Origin of the sequence: Collinsella ihumii (assembly GCF_900046475.1) — a bacterium.
Classification (GTDB): Bacteria; Actinomycetota; Coriobacteriia; order Coriobacteriales; family Coriobacteriaceae; genus Collinsella; species Collinsella ihumii.
In genome coordinates, this window is sequence record NZ_FCOU01000012.1 from 21,195 (window position 1) to 43,420 (window position 22,226).

At 63.1% G+C, this 22,226-nt stretch carries 18 protein-coding genes and 1 riboswitch; of the genes, 9 read left to right on the top strand and 9 right to left on the bottom strand.

The features are described from left to right. Positions 1–80 precede the first annotated feature (80 nt). On the top strand, positions 81–1,202 hold the full coding sequence (locus BN3789_RS09245; RefSeq protein WP_066833425.1) for an acyltransferase family protein: 1,122 nt from the start codon (positions 81–83) through the stop codon (positions 1,200–1,202). A gap of 146 nt (positions 1,203–1,348) precedes the next feature. Here BN3789_RS09245 and BN3789_RS09250 read toward each other — a convergent pair whose 3' ends face one another. The 5 genes from BN3789_RS09250 to BN3789_RS09270 form a co-directional block, all read right to left on the bottom strand. Further along, positions 1,349–2,320 (bottom strand): glycosyltransferase family 2 protein, encoded by a 972-nt coding sequence (locus BN3789_RS09250; protein ID WP_066833428.1) that lies wholly within the window; start codon positions 2,318–2,320, stop codon positions 1,349–1,351. A 19-nt stretch (positions 2,321–2,339) separates the two neighbouring features. Continuing rightward, a complete protein-coding gene (locus BN3789_RS09255; protein ID WP_161939001.1) occupies positions 2,340–4,583 on the bottom strand; it encodes a GH25 family lysozyme in 2,244 nt (747 codons plus the stop codon). A gap of 157 nt (positions 4,584–4,740) precedes the next feature. Further along, positions 4,741–6,165, bottom strand: a complete 1,425-nt coding sequence (locus BN3789_RS09260; RefSeq protein WP_066833434.1) for a CHAP domain-containing protein — start codon at positions 6,163–6,165, stop codon at positions 4,741–4,743. A gap of 78 nt (positions 6,166–6,243) precedes the next feature. Then, entirely contained in the window at positions 6,244–6,963 is a 720-nt protein-coding gene (locus tag BN3789_RS09265) for a CHAP domain-containing protein (protein ID WP_066833437.1), read from the bottom strand. 308 nt (positions 6,964–7,271) lie between these two features. Beyond that, a complete protein-coding gene (locus BN3789_RS09270) occupies positions 7,272–8,843 on the bottom strand; it encodes a hypothetical protein (protein WP_066833440.1) in 1,572 nt (523 codons plus the stop codon). 252 nt (positions 8,844–9,095) lie between these two features. On the opposite strand from BN3789_RS09270, the gene BN3789_RS13525 reads away from it, so the two are divergent. From BN3789_RS13525 to BN3789_RS09305, 7 genes are all read left to right on the top strand, one after another. Continuing rightward, positions 9,096–9,305: a helix-turn-helix domain-containing protein gene (locus tag BN3789_RS13525; RefSeq protein WP_066833443.1), complete on the top strand. Its 210-nt coding sequence runs from the start codon at positions 9,096–9,098 to the stop codon at positions 9,303–9,305. A gap of 188 nt (positions 9,306–9,493) precedes the next feature. Next, entirely contained in the window at positions 9,494–10,324 is an 831-nt protein-coding gene (locus tag BN3789_RS09280) for an ABC transporter permease (RefSeq protein ID WP_066833446.1), read from the top strand. Positions 10,325–10,333: 9 nt separating this feature from the next. Further along, positions 10,334–11,095 (top strand): ABC transporter ATP-binding protein, encoded by a 762-nt coding sequence (locus BN3789_RS09285; RefSeq protein ID WP_066833449.1) that lies wholly within the window; start codon positions 10,334–10,336, stop codon positions 11,093–11,095. Between the two features lie 227 nt (positions 11,096–11,322). Continuing rightward, positions 11,323–13,236, top strand: a complete 1,914-nt coding sequence (locus BN3789_RS09290) for a fructose-1,6-bisphosphatase (RefSeq protein ID WP_079989242.1) — start codon at positions 11,323–11,325, stop codon at positions 13,234–13,236. 139 nt (positions 13,237–13,375) lie between these two features. Next, entirely contained in the window at positions 13,376–13,774 is a 399-nt protein-coding gene (locus BN3789_RS09295; protein WP_066833453.1) for a GtrA family protein, read from the top strand. A gap of 142 nt (positions 13,775–13,916) precedes the next feature. Beyond that, positions 13,917–14,324, top strand: a complete 408-nt coding sequence (locus tag BN3789_RS09300) for a GtrA family protein (RefSeq protein WP_066833456.1) — start codon at positions 13,917–13,919, stop codon at positions 14,322–14,324. 387 nt (positions 14,325–14,711) lie between these two features. Beyond that, positions 14,712–15,767, top strand: a complete 1,056-nt coding sequence (locus BN3789_RS09305) for a coiled-coil domain-containing protein (RefSeq protein WP_229254307.1) — start codon at positions 14,712–14,714, stop codon at positions 15,765–15,767. Positions 15,768–16,138: 371 nt separating this feature from the next. Here BN3789_RS09305 and BN3789_RS09310 read toward each other — a convergent pair whose 3' ends face one another. The 4 genes from BN3789_RS09310 to BN3789_RS09325 all read right to left on the bottom strand — a co-directional run bounded on the left by BN3789_RS09310 (position 16,139) and on the right by BN3789_RS09325 (position 20,463). Further along, complete coding sequence (locus BN3789_RS09310; protein WP_079989243.1) at positions 16,139–17,476, bottom strand: serine/threonine protein kinase; 1,338 nt, start codon at positions 17,474–17,476, stop codon at positions 16,139–16,141. A 96-nt stretch (positions 17,477–17,572) separates the two neighbouring features. After that, positions 17,573–17,992, bottom strand: coding sequence for a hypothetical protein (locus BN3789_RS09315; RefSeq protein ID WP_066833465.1), 420 nt, complete (start codon positions 17,990–17,992; stop codon positions 17,573–17,575). A 666-nt stretch (positions 17,993–18,658) separates the two neighbouring features. Continuing rightward, a complete protein-coding gene (locus BN3789_RS09320) occupies positions 18,659–19,153 on the bottom strand; it encodes an AAA family ATPase (protein WP_066833468.1) in 495 nt (164 codons plus the stop codon). A gap of 119 nt (positions 19,154–19,272) precedes the next feature. After that, positions 19,273–20,463 (bottom strand): amidohydrolase, encoded by a 1,191-nt coding sequence (locus tag BN3789_RS09325; RefSeq protein ID WP_066833471.1) that lies wholly within the window; start codon positions 20,461–20,463, stop codon positions 19,273–19,275. A gap of 256 nt (positions 20,464–20,719) precedes the next feature. Further along, positions 20,720–20,891: riboswitch (Lysine riboswitch) on the top strand. A gap of 5 nt (positions 20,892–20,896) precedes the next feature. Here BN3789_RS09325 and BN3789_RS09330 point away from each other — a divergent pair. Continuing rightward, the gene (locus BN3789_RS09330) at positions 20,897–22,216 is read left to right on the top strand and encodes a diaminopimelate decarboxylase (protein WP_066833474.1); all 1,320 of its coding nucleotides are present in this window, start codon (positions 20,897–20,899) and stop codon (positions 22,214–22,216) included. Positions 22,217–22,226 lie beyond the last annotated feature (10 nt).

Consider the following 22,226-nt stretch of genomic DNA (forward strand, 5'->3'; position numbering starts at 1 on the left):
TCCCAAAAAGGCACCACGCGCCCATGACGTATAATGGCACCTTGCATCGCAAGCGGAAAAACACCTAAAGGCGCTGGTACATGAGCACAACAACCCGTCGTATTCCTGAGCTGGACATCGCGCGAGCGATCGCCGTCATCGCCATCATCGTGTACCACACGGGCATGGTCTTCAGCGAACCTTTATACCCGGGCGCCGGCATGCCGGAATGGCTCCCGAAGTTTCTCGATACCTTCCATCTCTACATGCTGTTCATCGTCTCGGGCTATCTGACGAACTTCAACAGGCCGCTTTCGGGAAGCCTCGTCGGAAAAGCGGCGCGCTCCGCCCTGCTCCCCTATGCGATCTCGTGCCTGTTCATCATCGGAGGGTCCGCCGCGTGGGCCTGTGCGCTGGGCACCGACCCCGCCGAGCAGGCGCAGCGCTGGTTCGAGGCTTCGCTGTGGGGCGCCGGAGCCCAGCACCCCCTCGCACTCGTCCCCGACCTCGAGCGCATCGGCGGCATCTGGTTTCTGCCGGCGCTGTTCTGGGCGAAGCTCTACATCGGGGCCACGGCGAAGCTCGGCGATAAGGGCAAGCTCGTGGCCATGCTCGCTGCCCTTGCATTCGGCATGGTGTCGGCGAACTATGTCTGGCTGCCCCTGAGCATTCAATCGGGCATCGCCGGCGCCGCGTTCATGTACGTCGGATGGCTGTTCCACACGCATGCCGACGCGCTCGCCGCCCGTCGCATCCCCGTCACCGTCGTCTCCGCCGGCCTCTGGATCGCCGCGATCGCCTATGGTGGAAACTCCTCCATAGCGATGTGCGCCTTCCCCGCAGGAATCATCGACATCGCAGGCGGCATCGGCGCGAGCTGGTGCATCCTGCGCGCATCGGCGCTCATCGCCCGCCACGCGCACGGCCTGTCGCGCGCGCTCGAATGCGCCGGCCGCAACACGCTGCCGCTTTTCGCCCTCCACATCGTGGAGGACAACACGCTGCCCATGTGGATCATCCTGCCCACGCTCGTCACGAGCTGCGGCGCGCACCCGTGGTCATGGGTCGCGCTCGCCTGCGCGCGCCTGCTGTTCGACGCCATGCTCGTCGGGCTGATGTACGTGGCGCCGCTTTTGCGCACGGTGTTCTTCCCGCATGTCCACGTGCGCCTGCGCGAACGCGCGGCAGCGTTTTGGAGCAGCCTGTACGCGGCAAGCGAATAGCGCGCCTTGACGCAACGGCGGATCGCCGTTCTCGCCCTCGAGTCGCCAGAAAACAGCGAACGGGGCTCAAGCTGCGCGCCGCGGGTCCCTTCAAAACCCTCGACACGCCGCTTGAGCCCCGTTGCGAAACGGACGACTCGACGCTTCTAGTCCTCGGCGCGCTCACCCTCGTCGTAGGTGCGCTCACCGATGATGAAGCGCGGACGATGCTTGCTCTCGAGGTAGATGCGGCCCACGTACTCGCCGACGATGCCGATGCCGAGCAGCTGGATGCCGCCGATGAAGCACACGATGGACACCATACTCGCCCAGCCGGCAACCGAGTTGCCCATGATCGACACCACGATGGCCCAGATCACGCCGATGAAGCTGATGAACGACACGATGAAGCCGAGCGCCGTGATCAGGCGAATCGGCTTCACCGAAAGGCTCGTGATACCGTTCATGGCGAGCGCGAGCATCTTGGACAGCGGATAGTGGCTGTGGCCCGCCACGCGCTCGTGGCGCTCATAGTACACGCTCGTGGACTTGAAGCCGACAAGCGGGACCATACCGCGCAAGAAGAGGTTGACCTCTTTGAAGTTCGCGAGCTCGTCGAGCACCCGGCGCGACAGCAGGCGGTAGTCGGCATGGTTGTAGACGGTTTCCACCCCCATGCTGCTCATCAACTTGTAGAACGCCTGCGCGGACGTGCGCTTGAAGAACGTGTCGGTCTCACGCGAGGAGCGGACGCCGTACACCACATCGCACCCGTCGAGGTAGGCGCGCACCATCTCGTCCATCGCGGAGATGTCGTCCTGGCCGTCGCAATCGATGCTGATGGACACGTCGCAGAACGCGCGGCACTCCATCAGGCCTGCGAGCAGCGCGTTCTGGTGCCCGCGGTTGCGCGACAGCGAGATGCCCCTGAACGTGCCGTCCTGCGCGGACATCGACTGGATGATGCTCCACGTCGCATCCGAGCTACCGTCGTTGACGAACAGGATATGGGAATCGTCCGCCACGTATCCGAGGGATTGCAGGTGCTCGAGCTCCTCCTTGAAGCGGGGAGCCGTCAGAGGGAGGACCTCCTCCTCGTTGTAGCACGGGATCACGATGCAGAGGGTGGGCTTGTTCATAATCGGGGCACGTACTCCTTTATGCGTTGGTCAGCGGGCGCGCGACCGCGGTGACGGTGAAGCCACCGGAATAGGTACCCGCCATGCGGACACCCGTCGCGGGCGTGTAGGCTTCGATGATCTTGTCGTTGCCGACATAGATGGCAACATGACCGGGATAGAAAATCAAGTCACCGGGCTGACGCTCACTCAAAGAGACATGTTTGAAGCGGGCGTCGGCGGCCATGTTGTTGGCGTCGTGAGCGTGCCACGGATCGTACCAGTGCATATAGGGGTTGTAGTCGTCCAGGTCCATGCCGCAGGCGAACAGGCACTGCATCACCAGGCCGGAGCAGTCGACGCCCTGGCTCGGCGACAGCGAGTAGTTCCACACGTACGGCGCGCCGAGGTACTCGTAGGCGCGCGAGACCATGGCGTTCACGCAGTCCTGGCGCGAAGCGTCCACGTCGATGCGCGACGGGGTCACGTACGAGTAGGGCGTGGAGTAGGCGGCGGCGGGCAGCGTGACGTTGCGGCTGCTGACCTGGAAGTACTGCGACGGGTTCTGGTAGCCGATCTTGTCGCAGGCGCCGGTATAGGGATCGAAGTAGCGCGAATAGCCGTCAATCGTGCGGCGGCCGTAGACCATGCGGCCCGTGACGTCGTCGTAGTAGACCCACTTGGTCCCGCCGTTGCCGTCGGAGATCTCGAGCCAGCCGTACACAACGGCCCCGGTGTTCTCATCGAAATACATCCAACCGGCCTGATCACCGTGCGAGTCGTCGACGAACTTCTCGCCGTGGGCCATGATGCCCGTCGTGTAGTCGTAGAACACCCACTTGGAGCCGCCGTCGGCGCTCACCAGGCGGAACCCGTGGGCCATCTCGCCGGTCACGAGGTCGAAGTAGTACCACGCGTCCTTAGAGGCGACGTAGTCCTCGCCCTTGATCATGGCGCCGTCGGCGCCCAGGCGTACCCACTTGCCGTTGTTGACGCGCCAGCTCGTGGAGGCGTTCTCCCAGGCATCGCCCGCGACCTGGTTGTTCAGCGGCACGAAGGCGTCGTGGTTCTTGGCGATGGAGCCGTCGGCCTCGGCCCAGTACCAGGCGTCGGTCGAGGGGTCGTAGAAGAACTTGCTCGCGGCCGGGAAGCCGGCGTCGACCCAGCCGGTCGCATGGGCGGCGTCGCACTCCTCGCCGTCGGCGTCGACCCAGCCGGTGTAATCGCTCACGGGCTCGCTCACCGGCTCGCCGTACCAATAGTTCACGTCGACGTGCGGGTTGCTCCCGGTGTTGCCCACGATGCCGTCGACCAGACCGGAGCTCGTGTACTGCCACATGGTGTACTCGCCCTCGTACTGGCACACGGTGTAGTACTGGGCGACCCAGCGGTGCCACTGGTCGAAGCAGCTGTCGGTGAGGTAGTTGTTCCACCAGCGCGTGCTCGCGTACACGCCCGGCGTGTAGCCGGCGTCTTCGATCATGGTGCACCAGGTCGAGGCGACCTCGGCCATCGCGGCCTGGTCGTGCGCAGTGTCACCGGAGAGGATGGAGTTGTCCTCGAGGTCGTAATAGATGGGCATGTCGGGCGTCAGGCCGCGAAGCTGCTCGATGACGAAGTTCGCCTCGAGCGTGGCGCCGTGCGCGTCCTCGGCGTAGCTGTACAGGTAGGCGCCCCACGGGATGCCGAGGCGCTCGCACTCCTGCACGTTGCGGCGCCACTGGGCGTCGGTGTGCTCGCTGCCCCAGCCGATGCGGATGATGGCGTAGTCGACGCCGGCGGCCTTGACCTTGTCCCAGTCGATCGTGCCCTGGAACTCGCTGACGTCGATGCCCTGCGCGGTCGCGCCCTCGGGCAGCGTCAACAGGGACAGCAGCGCGATGCCGTCGTCCTCGAGGTCGTCACGCAACTTGCCGTTCTCGTAGCGCCAGGAGTTGAGCGTGAGCTCTTCGGGTTGGTCGGACTCGTCGGCGGCATCGGCGTCTTCCGCCTCGGCCACGACGCTCGGATCCGCCGCGTCGGCCCCCTCGGGAGACTCGGGCAGAACCGCCGCGTCGTTCGCGTCGGCAGCCCCATCGGCCGCGGAGTCCCCGGCAGAAGGCTCCTGAGCCTCATCTGCGGCGACCTGATCCTCGGAGCCGTCGCCCTCGGCCGTTGCGGCATCGGCGGCGACCGGCTCCTCCTGCAGCGCCACGTCCGCATAGATCGACAGCGGCTGCAGCACGTAGACCGAGCACATCACAGTCGTGAGCGCCACGGCGATTGTTCGACGGAATCTAAGCATAGCGACCTTTCTCATTCGGAATCGCATGTGCGAATTCGCATTTCCTGTACCGTACCACGAAGCGCTTTTGCGCCTCAACCGCGCCCGGCATTCTTTACCGGAACGCAAGAAGGCGCGCGGCCCGCAGGCAGCATCGCCGCGGGCCGCGCGCAGGTCATCAGCTGTTGTAGAACGGGCAGGCGTAGCCCACGAGCGTACCGTGGTCGTAGCGCTCGGTCACCAGGTGCACGTATCCGTTGACATGCTCCCAGCAGTAGATGTAAACGCCGTCGGACGACACATGGTCGACGATGCCCGCATGGGTGGCGGAGGCGCCGGCGAACGGGCGGCCGCCGGGGTTGTCAGTGATCCAGATATCGCCCGGCTGCGGCGTGTAGCTGCCCTTTTCCCTAAACGCGCCGCGCGCGGTGTACCAGTCGCGCACATCGTGCGGGTAGGTGGTGGCGGCACCGTCCATGAACTGGTACTTCAGGCCCGCCTCGTTGAAGCACCACCAGACGTAGGCCGTGCACGGACCCATGTAGTTGAACGTGGAGCCCGCGTCGATGGCCGCGTTCTGGTAGCGGTAGCCGTCGGTGATGCCGTTTTGCGACGCGCAGGTGGCGAGCAGGCGGCTCACCATGGCGTCGCGCCCCTGCCTGGCGCCCGTGACGGGGTCGAGGAAGTAGGGCTTGCCGTCGACCATGATGCTGCCGTAGCGCATGCGCCCGGTCACCTCGTCGTAATAGACCCACTTCGTTGCGCCGTCGCCGTCGGGAAGCTCGAACCAGCCGTACGTCGCCCCACCGGTCTCGAGATCGAAATACATCCAGCCGGACTCGTCGCCGTGGCTGCCGTCGATGACCTTCTCGCCGCGCGCCATCTTGCCGGTGATGTAGTCATAGAACACCCAGCGCGCGCCGCCGTCGTCGGTCACCAGGCGGAAGCCGTACTGCATGGCGCCCGTGACCTCATCGAAGTACCACTGGTCGTCGCCGATCGTGCTCACGCCCTTGACCATGGCGCCGTCCGCGCCGAGGCGCACCCATTTGCCGTTGGCCGAACGCCACTCGTCGGTCGCGGTCTCCCACGCCGTCCCGGCGACCGAGTTGTCCAGCGGCACGAACGCGTCGTGGTTGCGCGACACCGATCCGTCGGCTTCGGTCCAGTACCAGGCGTTGGTGGCCGAGTCGTAGAAGAACTTCGAGCGGGCGGGCACGCCCTCATCCACCCAGCCGGCGGCATCGGCAACCGTGCACGGGACGCCGTCCTCATCGACCCAGCCGGTGTAATCGGGGCCCGCCACATCCTCGTCGGAATCGTCGCCGGGACCTGTCGGCTCGTCGTCTCCGGCAACGGGCAGGTCCTCCTCGTCGTCTGCGAGGACTTCGACCTGCGTGGGCCCTTCCGTCGATTCAGCCGAAAGCGCGTCTTCTGCAGCCTCTCCCGCCGCGGGCGCTATCGCCTGCTGGGTATCGGCCGCAACCGCTTGGACCGACTCGATATCCGTCGGCTCCTCGGGAGCGGCCTGTGCGGCGGCGGGCGACGCGACCGTAGCCGCCGCCAGCGCGCACACAACCAGCTTGTACACCGTCTTGTTCATGTCCTTCCCTTCCCCTCGATCATTCCCTATTGAATCGCCGCGCACGGCCCGTTTGGGACGTCTGCGCGATCGTGCATGTCAGCATCCGAAATCGGGCCGCGCGTACCCGATCAGCGTCTCATGGTCTGCGCGCTCGGCGACGAGATGCACGTATCCGTTGACGTGCTCCCAGCAATAGATGGTCTGCCCGTCATCCGACACGTGGTCGACGATGCCCGCATGGGTGGCCGACGCCTCGGGAAACGGGCGTCCGGTCGGATTGTCGGTCAGCCAGATGTCCCCCGGCTGCGGCGTGTAGGAACCCTTGGGCTCGAACGCATCGCGGGCGGCGTACCAGTCGCGGACCTCGTGGGGGTACGTCGTGGCGGCGCCGTCCATAAAGCACGGGCACAAGCCGGCCGCGTCGAAGCACCACCATACATATGCCGTGCACGGACCCATGCCGTTGAAGGTGGAGCCCGCCTCGATGGCTGCGTTCTGGTAGCGATCGCCATCGGTGATGCCCGCCTGCGAGGAGGCGACGGCGAGCAGGCGCGCGACAGCGACATCTTTGCTGCAGGGAGTCTGCGCCGTACCGCTCGCGTGCGAAATCGATGCGTCGGCGCCCTGCGACGTCTTCGCGAGAGCACCCGGAACCATATCCTCAAGCGCCGCCTCGACGATCTCGCAGCGCAGCGAGGGATCCGTCGTCTCCGCTGTGCCCGCGCGGGCAACAGCCGGAGCGAAGATCGCCGCCGATCCGCACGCGACGGCGAGAAGCAGACGGATAGCAACGTGACGCGAGTGAACCTGCAGCATCGGACCTCCCCCTCTTTGTGACCGATGTATTACTATACTCACCCCCTCGCGACCAAGCGTTCATACTCGATAGGTATACACAAAAATCGGGGCGCTCTGTTGCACAACATTCGGGTTCCAGGGCACCGCTCGGCATCGACAGCCTGAACTTTTAGGGACAGGCACCTTTGGTTCGGTGAACTTTTAGGGACAGGCACGTTTGATCCGCTTGATTCGGGTGCGTTTGGCGCGGCGGCGGACGCACCCGAGAACAAGAAACGGGGCGCCCCGAAGGACGCCCCGTTTTGCAGCTGCTTGCAGGCGATACGCTACATCAGCGCACCGGTCACCTCGTTGAAGTGGTAGTTGCGACCGCCGATATTGCGCCAGCCGTGCACCATCTGGCCGGTCACATCGTCGTAGTAGACACGACGGCCATCGGGCAGCGTGCGCCAGCCCTTGCACATGGCGCCCGTGATCGGGTCGAAGTAGTACCAGCCGCCGTAGCGATAGTCCTCGCCCTTGATCATCTCGCCCTTCTCGTTGTAGCGGACCCACTTGCCGCCGCTCGAGGGCAGATAGGCATCCTTGGAGAACGCCATGGTTCCGTCGGAGTCGTACCAGCGCCACGCGCCATCGACGAAAGCCTCCTTGGACTGCGCCATGACGCCGTTCTCCCAGAAGTACTTCTCCGTGACGCCGTTGACGACCTTCTCCTCGACGCCGTTCTTGCCGGCCTCATACACGAAGCCCGCCTTGGCGCGCGCCTCCCACACGACCTTCTTGGCCGCGGGGTCGGTGATCACGATGACGGTGCCGTGGCGGTTGGGGATGTCGCGGCCGTCGAGGTTCTTCGTGCCGATGCGGTCGTTGCCCCACCAGCCGCCGGAGAGGCTCGAGGACTGCTGGACGAAGATGCCGTTCTTGCCGTCCGCGCTGCCCGCCGGATAGTCGGCGAGCTTGTCGGTGTAGAGCCAGTACTGGCCGTTGAACTTGACGAGCGAGGGGCCCTCGAAGCCGGTGAGCGCGTTGGCGCAGACCTTGGTCCACGCGTTCGGGTTGGAAACCTGGCTCATGTCCTTGATGGACCAGATCTCGTTGGTGACGCCGTCCTTCTTGATGATGTAGTAGTACGTGCCGTTCTCCTCGTAGAACGAGCCGTCGATACGGTTGGAGCTCGATTCCGGAAGGTTGATGCGAACGGCGGTGCCGTACGACGTCTTGGGCGCAGCGCCCGGGTTGGACTCAGGCGTCTGCGTACCCGGCTCGAGGTAGTCGAGCTTCACGATGTAGGGATACATCGTGTCGTTGTGCAGGTCGCCGTGGAAGTCCCCGTAGTAGCCGGCGCTGAACGTGATGTACACGTCACCGGAGCTGGTCTGGAAGAACTCAGGCGCGACGATGTCGAACTTGCTGCCGAGCGAGCTGTTGGGGATCGGATCGAGAGACACGTTGGTGCTGCTGCCGCTGTTGGGGTATGCCCAGTTCACCAGGTCCTTGGAGTAGCCGATCATGGGAATGAACTTGCCCGGGCACGCATTGTGATCGGTGAATCCGGAGAGCATGTAGAACCACCCGTTGTGGTAGATAATGCTCGGGTCGCTCAACGTCGAGACGTAGTAGGGCGTCGTCGTCACCCATTGGTCCGAGGTGCTATTCGGAGAGCTGTCTTGATACGCCACGCCGATCTTCTGGAAGTTCTTGCCGTCGACCGACGTGTAGAGCGTGTCGCTCTTGTCGGCCGCGCTGTTGAAGAAGCTCGCCAGCAGGATGTCGGGGTAATCCTCGGCCACCGCGACACCCGCGGTGCCCATGACGGTGCACGCCGCGACGGAAATCGCGACGAGCGCACGGGACGCTTTTGCGACCAAGCGTTTCGTGGCTGTCTGCGTCTTGCGCATATGGACTCCTTCCTCTTAGTCCAGCCGCAAATTACGGACACAGCAAGTATAGCATCCGTGCCGCTTGCGACCCCCTCGCCTCCCGCGGACGGGCGAGCGGCTCTACGCCGGCTCGTCTACCGTCTACCTAATAGCTCGAAGAATGCATTTAGCCCTGTTTTCGCAGCTTGAACCAGTTAATCACCGTACACGAACTTGTGTTTGTAAACTATAGTTTACAGCTCGCCTTTACAGGTATGCACAATCGAAACCATGTGCAAAGAGCTTCAGATAAAACTCGGTCGGAACGTGAGGTCGGCTCGGCAGCGCGCAGAGCTGTCGCAGACTCGCCTCGCCCTGATGGTTGGCATCAGCAGGCCGATCCTGATCGCCATCGAGCAGGGTGATCAGAACATCACGCTCGAAACGCTCGATCGCCTTGCCAAGGGACTCGAAGTCGAAGCCTGGGAGCTTTTGCAATAGCCCGGGACGGTCGCACGCATCCGCTCCCGTTCCACCCTTCAATATAGAGAAAACCGACGATCGATCGCCTTCGCACGCCGCCTTATGGAAAGCGTCGGAGCGCCTCGTGCAAATCCCGTGCCCAAGCAGGGCCTGTGCTACCATGACCCTTTGACGTATCCCGCACCGATTGCTCGAGGAGCACATTCGTGGCTGAACCTCTCAAGACGCTCAAGGCGACTCACGCCAAGACCGATGTCCAAAAAGACGCTTTCATCCTCAGGCAGCTCGTGACGCGCGACTTCAAGCGCAAGTATCGCCGTAGCGCGCTCGGCGTGGTCTGGAGCGTCCTGAACCCGCTGCTCATGATGATCGTCATGGCCGTCGTGTTCTCGACCATCTTCGCACAGGGCCGCAACGGCTCAGTCTCCCCCGAGATGTACCCGCTCTACCTCATCGTGGGCAACGTCACCTTCGCCGTGATGTCGGACTCGACCTCGCAGGCGCTCATGTCGATCATCGACAACTCGTCGCTGCTGAAGAAGGTGAAGGTCCACCGCTACGTGTTCCCCGTGCAGAAGGTCCTCTTCTCGCTCGTGAACTTCGGCTTCTCGCTCGTCGCGGTCGCCCTTGTCATGCTGTGGTTCCGCGTCATGCCCACGTGGCACCTCATCTGGCTGCCGGTCGGCCTGGTGCTGCTGATGCTGTTCTGCATGGGCCTCGGCCTCATGCTGTCGGCGCTCACCGTCTTCTTCCGCGACATCATGCACCTGTGGAGCGTCGTCATCACCGCGTGGACCTACTTCACGCCCATCTTCTGGACCGACGACTACATCCACGCCATGCCCTCCGTGGTACAGGTCCTCATGTACGGCAACCCGATGTACAACTACCTGAACTTCATGCGCCAGATCTTCCTGTGGCAGACGAATCCCGAGCCCATCACGATCGCCATGTGCGCAGGCTGGGCCATCGTGATGATCGCCATCGGCTACGCCGTCTTCCACAAGTTCGAGCACAAGTTCATCCTCTACATCTAAGGATCCCTCATGGCTTCATCTGTGAACGAGACCTCCGAGTACGCCATCGAGGTCAACGACGTCACCATGATCTTCAACATGGCGTCGGAATCCCTCACCAACCTCAAGGAGTACTTCATCAAGCTCATCCGCCGCGAGCTGTTCTTCAAGGAGTTCCGCGCACTGAAAAACATCTCGTTCAAGGTTCGTCGCGGCGAGGTGGTGGGCCTTGTGGGCACCAACGGCTCGGGCAAATCCACCATGCTGAAGATCATCGCCGGCGTGCTGGAGCCGAGCGAGGGCGCGTGCGTCGTCCGCGGCAACATCGCCCCGCTCATCGAGCTGGGCGCGGGCTTTGACCCCGAGCTCACCGCCCGCGAGAACATCTACCTGAACGGCTCTCTGCTGGGATACACCAAGGAGTTCATCGACGACAACCTCGAGGGTATCATCGAGTTCGCCGAGCTGCAGGACTTCATGGACATGCCGCTCAAGAACTTCTCCTCCGGCATGACGGCGCGCATCGCGTTCGCCATCGCCACCATCACCGAGCCCGACATCCTCATCGTCGACGAGACCCTGTCGGTGGGCGACGTGTTCTTCCAGGAGAAATGCGAGCGGCGCATCCAGCGCTTCATCGAGTCCGGCGACGTCACGGTCCTGTTCGTGTCGCACTCGATCTCGCAGGTCGAGCGCATCTGCCAGCGCGCCATCTGGATCGAGAAGGGCGACCTGCGCATGGACGGCCCCGTCAACGAGGTCTGCGAGGCGTACCGCAACCAGTTCAACTGATCGGCTGCCGGCATCATCGCGGCGCTCGGCCCCTTATGCAGCTCGCACGGGCTGCATAAGGGGCCTTCTTGGTTTTCGGGAAGCGCACGTCGACCCATTCCTAGGGCGACCGGTCGGTTTCGTCCGTCTGCCGATAGAACCACAAACGTACACATTGTCTCAACATCGCTCGGGCATACTCTACTCAGCAATACGTAATATAAAGCGCCCTCAAGGAGGCTCCTTCCATGGTTTCCGGCGACCGTTCTGAGCAGACGATGAAGTATCTCACCCTCCTTTCCAACCAGTTCCCCAACCAGCAGGCCGTGTTCTCGGAGATCATCAACCTGCAGGCCATCCTCAACCTGCCCAAGGGCACCGAGCATTTCATGAGCGACCTTCACGGCGAATACGAGGCGTTCCTGCACATCCTCAACAACTGCTCCGGCGTTATCCGCGAGCATGTCGACGAGGTCTTCGGCGACACGCTGACGCATCAGGAGAAGGGCGACCTGTGCACGCTGATCTACTACCCGCATGAGAAGCTCGCCCTCGTGCGCGCCGCCCATCAGGACTCCCCCTCGTGGTACAAGTGCATGCTCGATCAGCTCATCGCGGTGACGCGCCGTCTTTCGAGCCGCTACACGCGCTCCAAGGTCCGCAAGGCCATCCCCCACGACTTCGCCTACATCATCGACGAGCTCATGCACACCCATCCCGACGAGAACAACTACCGCGTGCGCTATCACGAGCGCATCATCGACTCCATCCTGGAGACGGACTCGACCGAGGACTTCATCTTCTCGCTGGCAGAGCTCATCAAGGTGCTCGCCGTGGACCACATCCACCTGGTCGGCGACATCTTCGACCGCGGTGGCGGCGCCGCCAAGATCATCGACCGGCTGCTCCACTGCACCCATCAGCGCACCGACATCCAATGGGGCAACCACGATGTGCTATGGATGGGCGCCGCCTGCGGCGTTCCCGCCTGCATCGTGACCGTCCTGCGCAACAACCTGCGCTACAACAACTACGAGATCCTCGAGAACGACTACGGCATCTCCCTGCGCCAGCTGGTGAGCTTCGCCGAGGCCACCTATAAGGGCGGCGAGAGCATCAGCCCGCTCATGAAGGCGATCAACGTCTTGCTGTTCAAGCTCGAGGGCCAGATCATCCAGCGCCACCCCGAGTTCGACATGGAGGACCGTCTGCTGCTGGACAAGATCGATCTCGATGCCGGCACCGTCGCGATCGAGGGCGTCTCATACCCACTCGTCACATCCGACTTCCCCACCTTGGACCCCGAGCATCCCTACGCGCTCACCGAGGACGAGCAGAAGATCCTGAACAAGCTGATCTACGAGTTCACGAACGCCGACCACCTGCAGTGCCATATCGACTTCCTGTACCGCCACGGCTCGGTCTACCTCGTTCGCAACGGCAACCTGCTGTTCCACGGCTGTGTGCCCATGTGCGAGGACGGGACCTTCGCCAGCGTGAACTGCATGGGGACCTGGCGCGCGGGCCGCGACTACATGGATTTCTGCGACGACGTCGCCCGCCGCGCATGGCGCACCCGCGACCCCAAGGCCATGGACTGGCTGTGGTACCTGTGGGTCGGCCACCGCTCCCCCATGTCCGGCCGCGTGGTCAAGACGTTCGAGCGCTCCTACATCGCCGACCAGTCGACCTGGGCCGAACCGATGGACCCCTACTTCGAGCTGACGAAGGACGTGTCCGCCTGCGATTCCATCATGCGCGAGTTCGGGCTCATCCCCGGAAGCGGCCACATCATCAACGGGCACACGCCGGTGAAGACCATCGAGGGCGAATCCCCGCTACGCGCCGACGGGCGCCTCGTGGTCATCGACGGCGGGTTCTGCAGGGCATACCATCCCAAAACCGGCATCGCCGGCTACACCCTGATCGCGAGCTCGCGCGGCGTGCGCCTGAAGGCGCATGAGGCGTTCAAGAGCGTGGAGGAGGCGCTGACCCGCAACGCCGACATCCAGAGCGAGACGACCTTCATCGACGTCGCGCAGCGCCGCGTGATGGTTTCGGACACCGACACCGGCCAGGAGATCCGCGAGCAGATCAACGACCTGCGCCAGCTGCTCGAGGCGTATCGCACAGGCGTCATCCCGGAGCACTCCTCCAAGTAACACCGACCCCCGTGCAGGGGCATGCACATCGGAAACGCACCTGATATGCATGCCCCCTATGCAGCCTGTATGCAATCGGCGCGATTCGCGGTACCGGTGGTATACAATGGCAGCTCGCATACGTGAGGAAGGTCATCGCATGAAGCATCTGCTCGCCCAGATCATGAAGTTCGGCGTCGTGGGCGTCATCGCCACGGTTATCGACTTCGGCGTCATGATCTTCTTGACCGAGGTCTTCGGCATCAACCCGGTCGCCTCGGCGACCGTCTCGTTCACCGTATCGGTCATCTTCAACTATCTCGCAAGCATGCGCTACGTCTTCAGCCACCGCGAGGGCATGAGCCGGCAGCGCGAATTCGTCATCTTCATCGTCCTGTCCGTCATCGGCCTTGTCATCAACGACGCGCTCATGTGGGTCGGCACGGAGATGACGCCTGTCGACTACCGCATCGTCAAGGTGCTCGCCACCGCGGTCGTCATGGTCTGGAACTTCGTTTCCCGCAAGATCTTCCTCGACGGCGGTACGCAGAGCTCCTAAATATGTGGCAACGTTCTGCGGACTTGGTATCGTTTTGACAAAGCGCTTACATTCCGCTGACGCTTGCCATAAAGTATGGCAGACGCAACATTGAACGCGCGACGGAATGCGATCCGTCGCGCGTTCGCATAAAGGAGGCTTCGTGCGCAAGGCGCTTTCAAATCCCAACGTCCAGCAGTTCACCAAATTCGCGCTCGTGGGCTTCATCTCTCTCGGCGTGGACTACGTCCTGCTGTTGGCGCTGGTCGAGCTCCTGCATATCGATGTTCTCGTCGGGACCACGGTCTCGTTCATCGTGTCGGTCATCGTCAACTACATCCTCAGCATCCGCTACGTGTTCGACCGCCGCGAGGACATGTCGCGCAAGCGCGAATTCACGATCTTCGCCGTGCTCTCCGCCATCGGTCTGGGTCTCACCGACCTGTTCATGTTCGTCGGCGTCGCCTTTTTGAGCATCGGCTATCAGGCCATGAAGCTCATCTCGACCTTCATGGTGACCTGGTACAACTACTTCAGCCGCCGCAAGTTCCTGAGCGGCGGGCACGCCTAGCCCCACACGCCCGATCTCGCCAAACCGCCGTCTGCCACCGTTCGCAGGCGGCGGTTATTTTATGGCACCGCTCCGCCCGGACCCCTTCCGCCTGGTGAAACGGGCCGTTCGCCCGTGCGGACATTTCGCAGGTAACGAGCGCGATCGCGCACGCGACCCTAACCCTCAAGGTGAACTTGAAACTCCAAAGTTTCTTAACAATTCTGCATATGCCCAGCTACAAGCCAATCCTAAACCTTCAACTTGACCCTTAAAGAGGTCTAAGGTTCAAGTTGAACTCGAACCATGCCGTATAATCACGGTAACAGTAAGGTACGACTATTTTAGAGGCTGTGTATGCGAACCGATTGCTCTCGAATCTCTTTCGTGATGAAGAGGCCCGCGCGCATGATCACGTGTGCAGCTCTTGCCGTTGCGTTCGCGGCGGCGCCGGTCGTCTCCCCTGTTGCTGCCTATGCCGTCTCAAACGAAACCCAAACACAGCTGAACGAGACGCAGCAACGCGTAGAGGAGACCACCGAGGCCTACGAAGAGACCCAGAAGAACCTCGAGGACCTGCAGAAGCGAATCGAGGAGAACGAAGCCGCCATCGCCGACATCGAGGCGCAGCTTCCCGCCCTGCGCGCGAAGGCCGCCGACGCCATGCGCTCGCAGTACAAGTATCGCACGACCGCGAACACGCTGCTGAGCGTCGTGCTGGGCACGACGTCGTTCGATGACGCCATCTCCACGCTCGCCTATATGGACCAGATCCAGGAGTCGAGCAACCAGGACATCCAGCGCCTGAACGACCTCGAGGCGGAGCTCGAGGAGAAGAAGGCAGAGCTCACGCACGCGAAAGCCCAGGCCGAAGAGGAGCAGAAGCGCGCGGCTGAGGCGCTCGAGGAGGCGCAGAAGCTCCGCAGCGAGGCTCAGGCTAAGGCCGAGCGCGAGGCCGCTGAAGAGCTCGCCCTGCTCGCCGGCGACACGTCCGCCGCGTCCGGCACCGGCGTCGACGGCGGCAACGCCAGCAACACCGCCAACCAGTCCGGCCAGACGGCCTCGACCGTCGTGACCGGCGCAGTGGACTGGAACATGAGCCGCGACGAGTTCATCGCCGAGTGGACCCAGCGCATCGACGCCTATCTGTCCGGAAGCCCGCTTGCCGGCTATGGCAGCGTGTTTGCCGCGGCTGCCTGGGATAACGGCGTCGACCCCCGCTGGTCCCCCGCCATCGCGTGCACCGAGAGCTCCATGGGCGCCTACTGCTTCCGCGACTACAACGCCTGGGGCTGGATGACCAGCCGTCAGTTCGGCAGCTGGGAGGAGTCGATCACCGCCCACGTCGCGTTCTTGGCAAAGAACTACGGTGCGACCCTGACGCCGAAGGCCGCCCAGACCTACTGTCCGCCCACATGGCAGCACTGGTACAACACCGTCGGCGGACAGATGAACCTCATCTAGATGCTTGCAAGCCCCTCTTCGGAGGGGCTTTTCTTATGCCGTTCGCCGATTGTGGCTAAAAAGTTCTGATTTGCTGTCAGGTCAATCTGTTGTCAGCGTCCGGTTTAGCCGTCTTGACGGTTTTGTCTGGTTTAGATGTCCCCGCATGAGGTCAAAAACGATCCGAATCGGGCTCAATCGAACGGATATGCACCTCATATGCGGGTGCCAGTCGCGTTCAGAGGGATCTCGGAACAGCAGAATAGAACTTTTTAGCCACTTTGCACCATAGGATGCTCCCGACGGAAACGGAACGCACCTACGGAGGCCAAGCACGCGGAGCCCGCGAGGAAAGTGGTCTTCCCCGTCCCATCGCGGCCGCAACCGCCTCCCTACAACGCCCCTGCCAGCTGGCCCGCTGCGGCGAACACCACAACGGACGTGATGAGCACGATGACGCTCGCCAGGCGAAGCCGCTTCATGTCGAGCCGCGGAATCCACACGGCGAGCGCGGGCTTGTTCAGTAGCAGCGCGACCAACGATCCGACCAGCGCCGCAACGGACAGGTACTCCATGACGAGATACCAGAGGGGAAAGCCTCGATCCTGCTCGTTCGGATCGACGATGGCCATGATGCAACCGAGGACGAACACCGCGTACAGCGCGATCAGCACGATGTTTTTGACGAACTTCGGCGATCGCTTGGGGCGACCGGTGCCCTCCTCGTGCAAGACGGCCGCGCCGGAAGATTGGGCGTCGGAGCCTACAGGGCCATATTCCCAATCAAACGGCGGAACGTCGTTCAGAGCTCCCTGCGCATCAGAGGCTGCGCGATGCGCGCCCGCGGACACCGCAGCCGTACCCTCATCGGCGGCCTCGGCTGCAGGGACGACGCCCGAAACAGCCCGCTCGAATGCGAGCCTCATCTCCCGCACGCCCCCGTAGCGATCCGTGGGATCGAATGCCGTCGCCCGCGCTATGACGCGTGCCAGCGGCCGTTCGACGCCCAGCGCCTCATACTGCTCCTCGTTGCGGGCATCATGAGGGTTCTGCCCGGTCAGACAGAACAGCAGCAGCTTGCCGAGTGCGTACACGTCGCTGCGCACATCGGTCTGGCCGAACCCGAACTGCTCGGGCGGCGCATAGGAGCGCGTCCCGAAATGCGTCGTGTCCGCCTCCGCATCGGCACGCCACAAGCGAGCGATACCGAAATCGATGATGACGGGCCGCCCGCCCCGCACGATGACGTTCGATGGCTTCAGGTCGCGATGGATAAGCGGCGGGATGAAACCTTCGTGCAACGAAGCCACCGCGTCGCATAGCGCAGGAAACAGCGAGGCCGCAAGCTCGAGGGAGCCGCCTCGCTCCTCCACCAGGTGCTGCAGCGTGGGTCCGGATACATACTCCATGACGACCGTCAGCGTGTCACCGACGCGCGTGCACTCCACCAGGTGCGGCACCGCCAGAAGCCGCATGCCCACGTGCTGTGCCCTCATGAGCTCCTCGTACGCCGAGCCGACACCGGCGGAGCAGTTGATCCGCTTGCGGACGAACGGCCCGAGCTCACCACCGCGGACTCCTTCGAAGAAGACCACATCGGTCGTCTCGAACTCCGTTTCCTTGAGACGCTGATCCACGCGCCAGGAATCTGCTCGCGCGAGCGCCGACAGATGGGCGTCGAGCTCGCCGCTCACGTCGTAAGACCTCTCTATGTTGCCATGCCTATCCATACGCAGAATCGTACCAAGCCGACCGGTTTTTAGGGACAGTCCCCGGAATTTCACTGCAGTGAAATTCCGGGGACTGTCCCTAAAATACCGGAGACGTCAGCAGACCGTTTCCTCGCCCAAGCGGAACAGTTCCTCGTTGACCTTCTGCAGCGAACAACCGTGGTCGATGCAGAAGATGATGATGGCGTCGCGCCGACTCTTGCAGGTGAGGGTGCTCACACCGGCGGCGGTGAGCGCTCTGTTCGTCTCTCGCAGTGATAGAGCCATGGCGAATGCGATCTGCAGCACCTTGTTGCGGCTCGGATTGCGCGCGCCCGTGAATATCTGGTACCCGAAGGTCTCGTTCAGATCGGCCATGCGGACCACCCGTGCGCGCTCAAGATGTTTCTTCTCAAGCAGATGCTGGAGATACTCGGAAAGCGTGCAAGATGGAAAATCATGCCCCGCGATAAACGAGTCGATGCTCGGCGCATCGAGCAGCTCCTGCAGCACTTCCTCGGTCAAACGCTCAGCCATGGGATCCTCCTACGCATCGACATCGATCATCTCATGTATCCCCCACGGACACGCTGACAACTATCTCAAAATTGCGGATGGATTTCCTTAGCTGGCAGCTATGGGGATGAGTTCGCGCACTCCTTGATAACAGTCGGCGCGAAAACGCATTATGATGGCCAATGATTCAGAATATTCCGGATCGGCAGGGCGGATTGCGGGAGCGGTTCCCAGAGGCGCTCTCGGGGATGAACGCCTCGCCCCCTGGGCGACCTCCCCGCCCACCCTCCTGGATGCACCCTCGCGGCGGGTGCGCCCGCAGACGCGCATGTACCACGCGGTCTTCAGGCCCACGTCATCACACGGACAGAAAACCACCAGGAAAGGTCAACGCAGCCCTCAAAACGTATATTCCTGTCACGAAACTGTATAAAAATCCGCTTCGGGCAAAACCCACAGGGAGAGTAGGCTGAGTTTGGTGCGATTTTTGAGGCTGCTTTCCCCACAGCCGCTATATCCCTCAGCATTTCCGCAGGAAACAACTGGGCAAATGCTGAGGAGTGCGGCGCATGTGGGCGAAGGGCACCGAAAAATCGCACCAAACTCGATATACATGTTTTGCACGCCCCCGCGGGGAGCGGATCGAAGGCAGCCGACCCTCACCGGCGGCCTAATCGGGCGCATCCCCTACAGCGCGGCTATTTCCCGCGCCACCTCCGTCGCGCTCAGTCCCGAGGTGTCCACCTTCATGGTGTTCAGCTTCCGATACAGGGGAAGGCGCTGCAGGCTCCGCTCGATTACATCCGGAGCGCGCGTGCCTGCCGCCACATCCTTGCGCAGGCGCGAGACAAGCTCCTGTTCCGAGCAGATGAGCGAGACCGTTACAACACGGCAACCCGCAGTGTCCAGCCGGGAGACGATGTCGTCGATGATGGACTGCTCGTGCATGACCCAGCAAAAGATGACGTTCTCGTAGGCAGAGCATGCGAGAAAGTTGTTGAGCACAGCGCAGATGTTTTGAATGACCATGGCCTTCGTCTCGTCGGTGACCTGAAACGGGCTAGAGTCCCAGCACCAATCGCCGTCGAGGAATACGCTGTTGGGCAGCATCGTCTTCAATTCCTGGCAGACGGTGCTCTTTCCGACCCCCATGGTTCCGCCGATGATGAACAGTCTCTTCATAGGTGACCACCCAGCATATACATCCATGAGGTCGGCTGCCATAAGAAAAAAGCCGCCCTCAGCGCGTTGCAATCTTGCATGTATGGTAGGGCCGCCCGCGCTACCTTGCTCCCGCCGCGCTACGGGAGCGCGACCAGACGACGGTAGACGGAGAGGCCCTCCAGCAGCACGCGCTCGTCGAACATGAACGCATCGGTATGGAGCGCCGTGGTCGCATGGCCCAGATCGCCGCATACAGCCCGCTCGTCTTGCGGCGCGCCGACGCCGAGCAGGAAGAACACGCCGGGGATTTGGCGCTGGTAGAACGCGAAGTCCTCGGCGATGAGCAGCGGCTCGTCGATGCGCTGCAGCTCGGGCAGGACGGTCGCGGCGCGCTCGAACAGGGCATCGTCGTTGGTGACCGGCGGATAGCCCTCCGCGATATCGATGTCGTAGGTGCACCCGCACGACGAGCAGGCCTCGTCCAGGGTGCGCGCGAGCTCCTCTTTCGCCCGCTCGAACATCTCGTCGGAAAACACGCGCAGGCTGCCCGCGAGCGCCGCCTCCCCCGCCACCGCGTTGCAGACCGTCCCCGCTTGCAGCAAGCCGAAGTGAGCGACGATGGGCTCATCTTGGCCGAGCTTGCGCACGAGCCAGCGCTCCGCGACCAGGAAGCGAGCGGCGGCGAGCGCCGCATCGTGCGTCTCCTCGACGGTCAGCCCGAAAGTCTTGGCTATATGCGTGCTCTGCCCGTGGATGGAGATGTGCACCTCGCTCGCCCGCGCAAGCAGCGGACCGGGGCGCGATGCCAAAGACCCCCAGGGGAGGTCCGGCCACACGTGGAACCCGAAGATGCGCTCAACCTGGTTGCGCTCGAACACGCCCGAGGCGCATACGCGCGCCGCGCCCCCCGTCGTCTCCTCCGCCGGCTGGAACACGAGCAGCACGTTGCGCGACAACGCGCCCGGCCGCTCGCGGACCACCCGGTCGAGCCACCCCGCCAGCGTCAGGACCATGGCCATATGGGCATCGTGGCCGCATGCGTGCATGCGCCCCTCATGTGCAGACGCAAACGGGACGCCGGTCGCCTCCGCGATGGGCAGTGCATCCATATCGGCCCGGATGGCGACGGTGCGCGCCGAGCCCGTGTCGAACAGTGCGCAGACGCATCCGTCGCACGGATGGATCACCGTGCAGCTCAACGGCTCGAGCACGCGCTCGATATAGGCGATGGTCTCGGGCAGGCAGAAATCCAGCTCGGGAATGCGGTGCAGCTCGCGGCGGTGCCGGACGAGCTCGGCCAACGCGGCGTCGGTATCAAGTTCGAGCATGGCTGACCTCCGAATCACAGGGCGCTCACGCCCTCCAGTATACGCCGAAGATCGCATCCGCCCGCATCCTTCGCCTGCCCGCCCCCTCCCGAGACGGCGCAAAGATGCGTTCCCGCTCCCCCGCGCCGCCCCGATGCAGCTCAAAGCGCCCGTCTTTGAACGGCTGGCCGTGCGCAGGCGCAAGAGCAAGGTTTCCAACGTGTATCGTCGCAGCATTTGCTCTTGTAAGGCAAAGTGGCTTCGTGATAGCATGCCGCCATTCGATAGAGGTAGCGGGCGCGAAGATGCGCGAGGTAGCCGGCAGGCGATGACCCCGCGCGAAGGCAACCCCGCCGAACTCGACCGTCGGGCGCGGCGCGATCGGGTGGGACCGCAGGGAATACCTGCGGGACTGTCTGCACGAATCTTGCAGGAGCGCTATCAAGGAGGGGCAATGCCTAAGCATCCGTTTGTATCGAAAGACCGGCTCGTCGATATCGCCGATCACGTTCCCACACCCTTTCACCTGTATGACGAGGCGGGCATCCGCGCAAATGCCGAGGCGGTGCTCGACGCCTTTTCATGGAACCCCGGGTTCAAGGAGTACTTCGCCGTCAAGGCGAATCCCAATCCCGCCCTCATTTCGATCCTGCGCGACTACGGCTTCGGATGCGACTGCTCGAGCGACACGGAGCTCATGATCGCCGACGCGCTCGGGATCGGGGGGAGCGACATCATGTTCTCCTCCAACGACACGCCCGCGGCCGATTTCCGCCTGGCGCGCGACCTCGGCGCCATCATCAATTTCGACGACATCTCGCATATCGATTTCTTCGAGCGGGTCGCCGGGCCCATCCCCGAGACCGTGAGCTGCCGCTTCAATCCGGGCGGGCTGTTTCGCCTGGCAAACGGCATCATGGACAACCCGGGCGACTCGAAATACGGCATGACGCGCGAGCAGCTCGCGCAAGCCTACCGCATGCTCGCCGAGCGCGGCGCCAAGACGTTCGGCCTGCACGCGTTTCTGGCGAGCAACACGCACGGCAACGAGTACTACCCCGCCCTCGCGCGCATCCTGTTCGAGCTCGCGGTCGACATCGCGCGCGAGACCGGCGTGCGCATCGGCTTCATCAACCTGTCGGGCGGCGTGGGCATCCCCTATCGCCCCGATGAGGAGCCCTGCGACATCCGCGCCATCGGCGAGGGGGTGCGCCGGGCGTACGAGGAGGTGCTCGTCCCCGCCGGCATGGACGACGTCGCGCTGTGCGCCGAGATGGGGCGCTTCATGATGGGGCCGTACGGCTGCCTCGTCACGCGCGCGATCCACGAGAAGCATATCTACAAAGACTATATCGGCGTCGACGCCAACGCGTGCAACCTCATCCGGCCTGCCATGTACGACGCCTATCACCACATCACGGTCATGGGGCAGGCGAACGGGCCGGATAAGAGCCGGATGCCGGCGAGTCGCACCTACGACGTCGTCGGGAACCTGTGCGAGAACAACGACAAGTTCGCACACGACCGCGAGCTGCCCGAGATCGAGACGGGGGACCTGCTCGTCATCCACGACACCGGGGCGCACGGCCACTCCATGGGATACAACTACAACGGCCGCCTGCGCAGCGCCGAGATCCTGCTGCACGGCGACGGCACCTACGAGGTCATCCGCCGCGCCGAGACGCCGGCCGACTACTTCTCCACGCTCGACGTGCTGCCCGTCGGACGCGCGCTCATCGAGCGGGCGCGAGCACAACACGCGAGCGATAGCTGACCGAACGCGT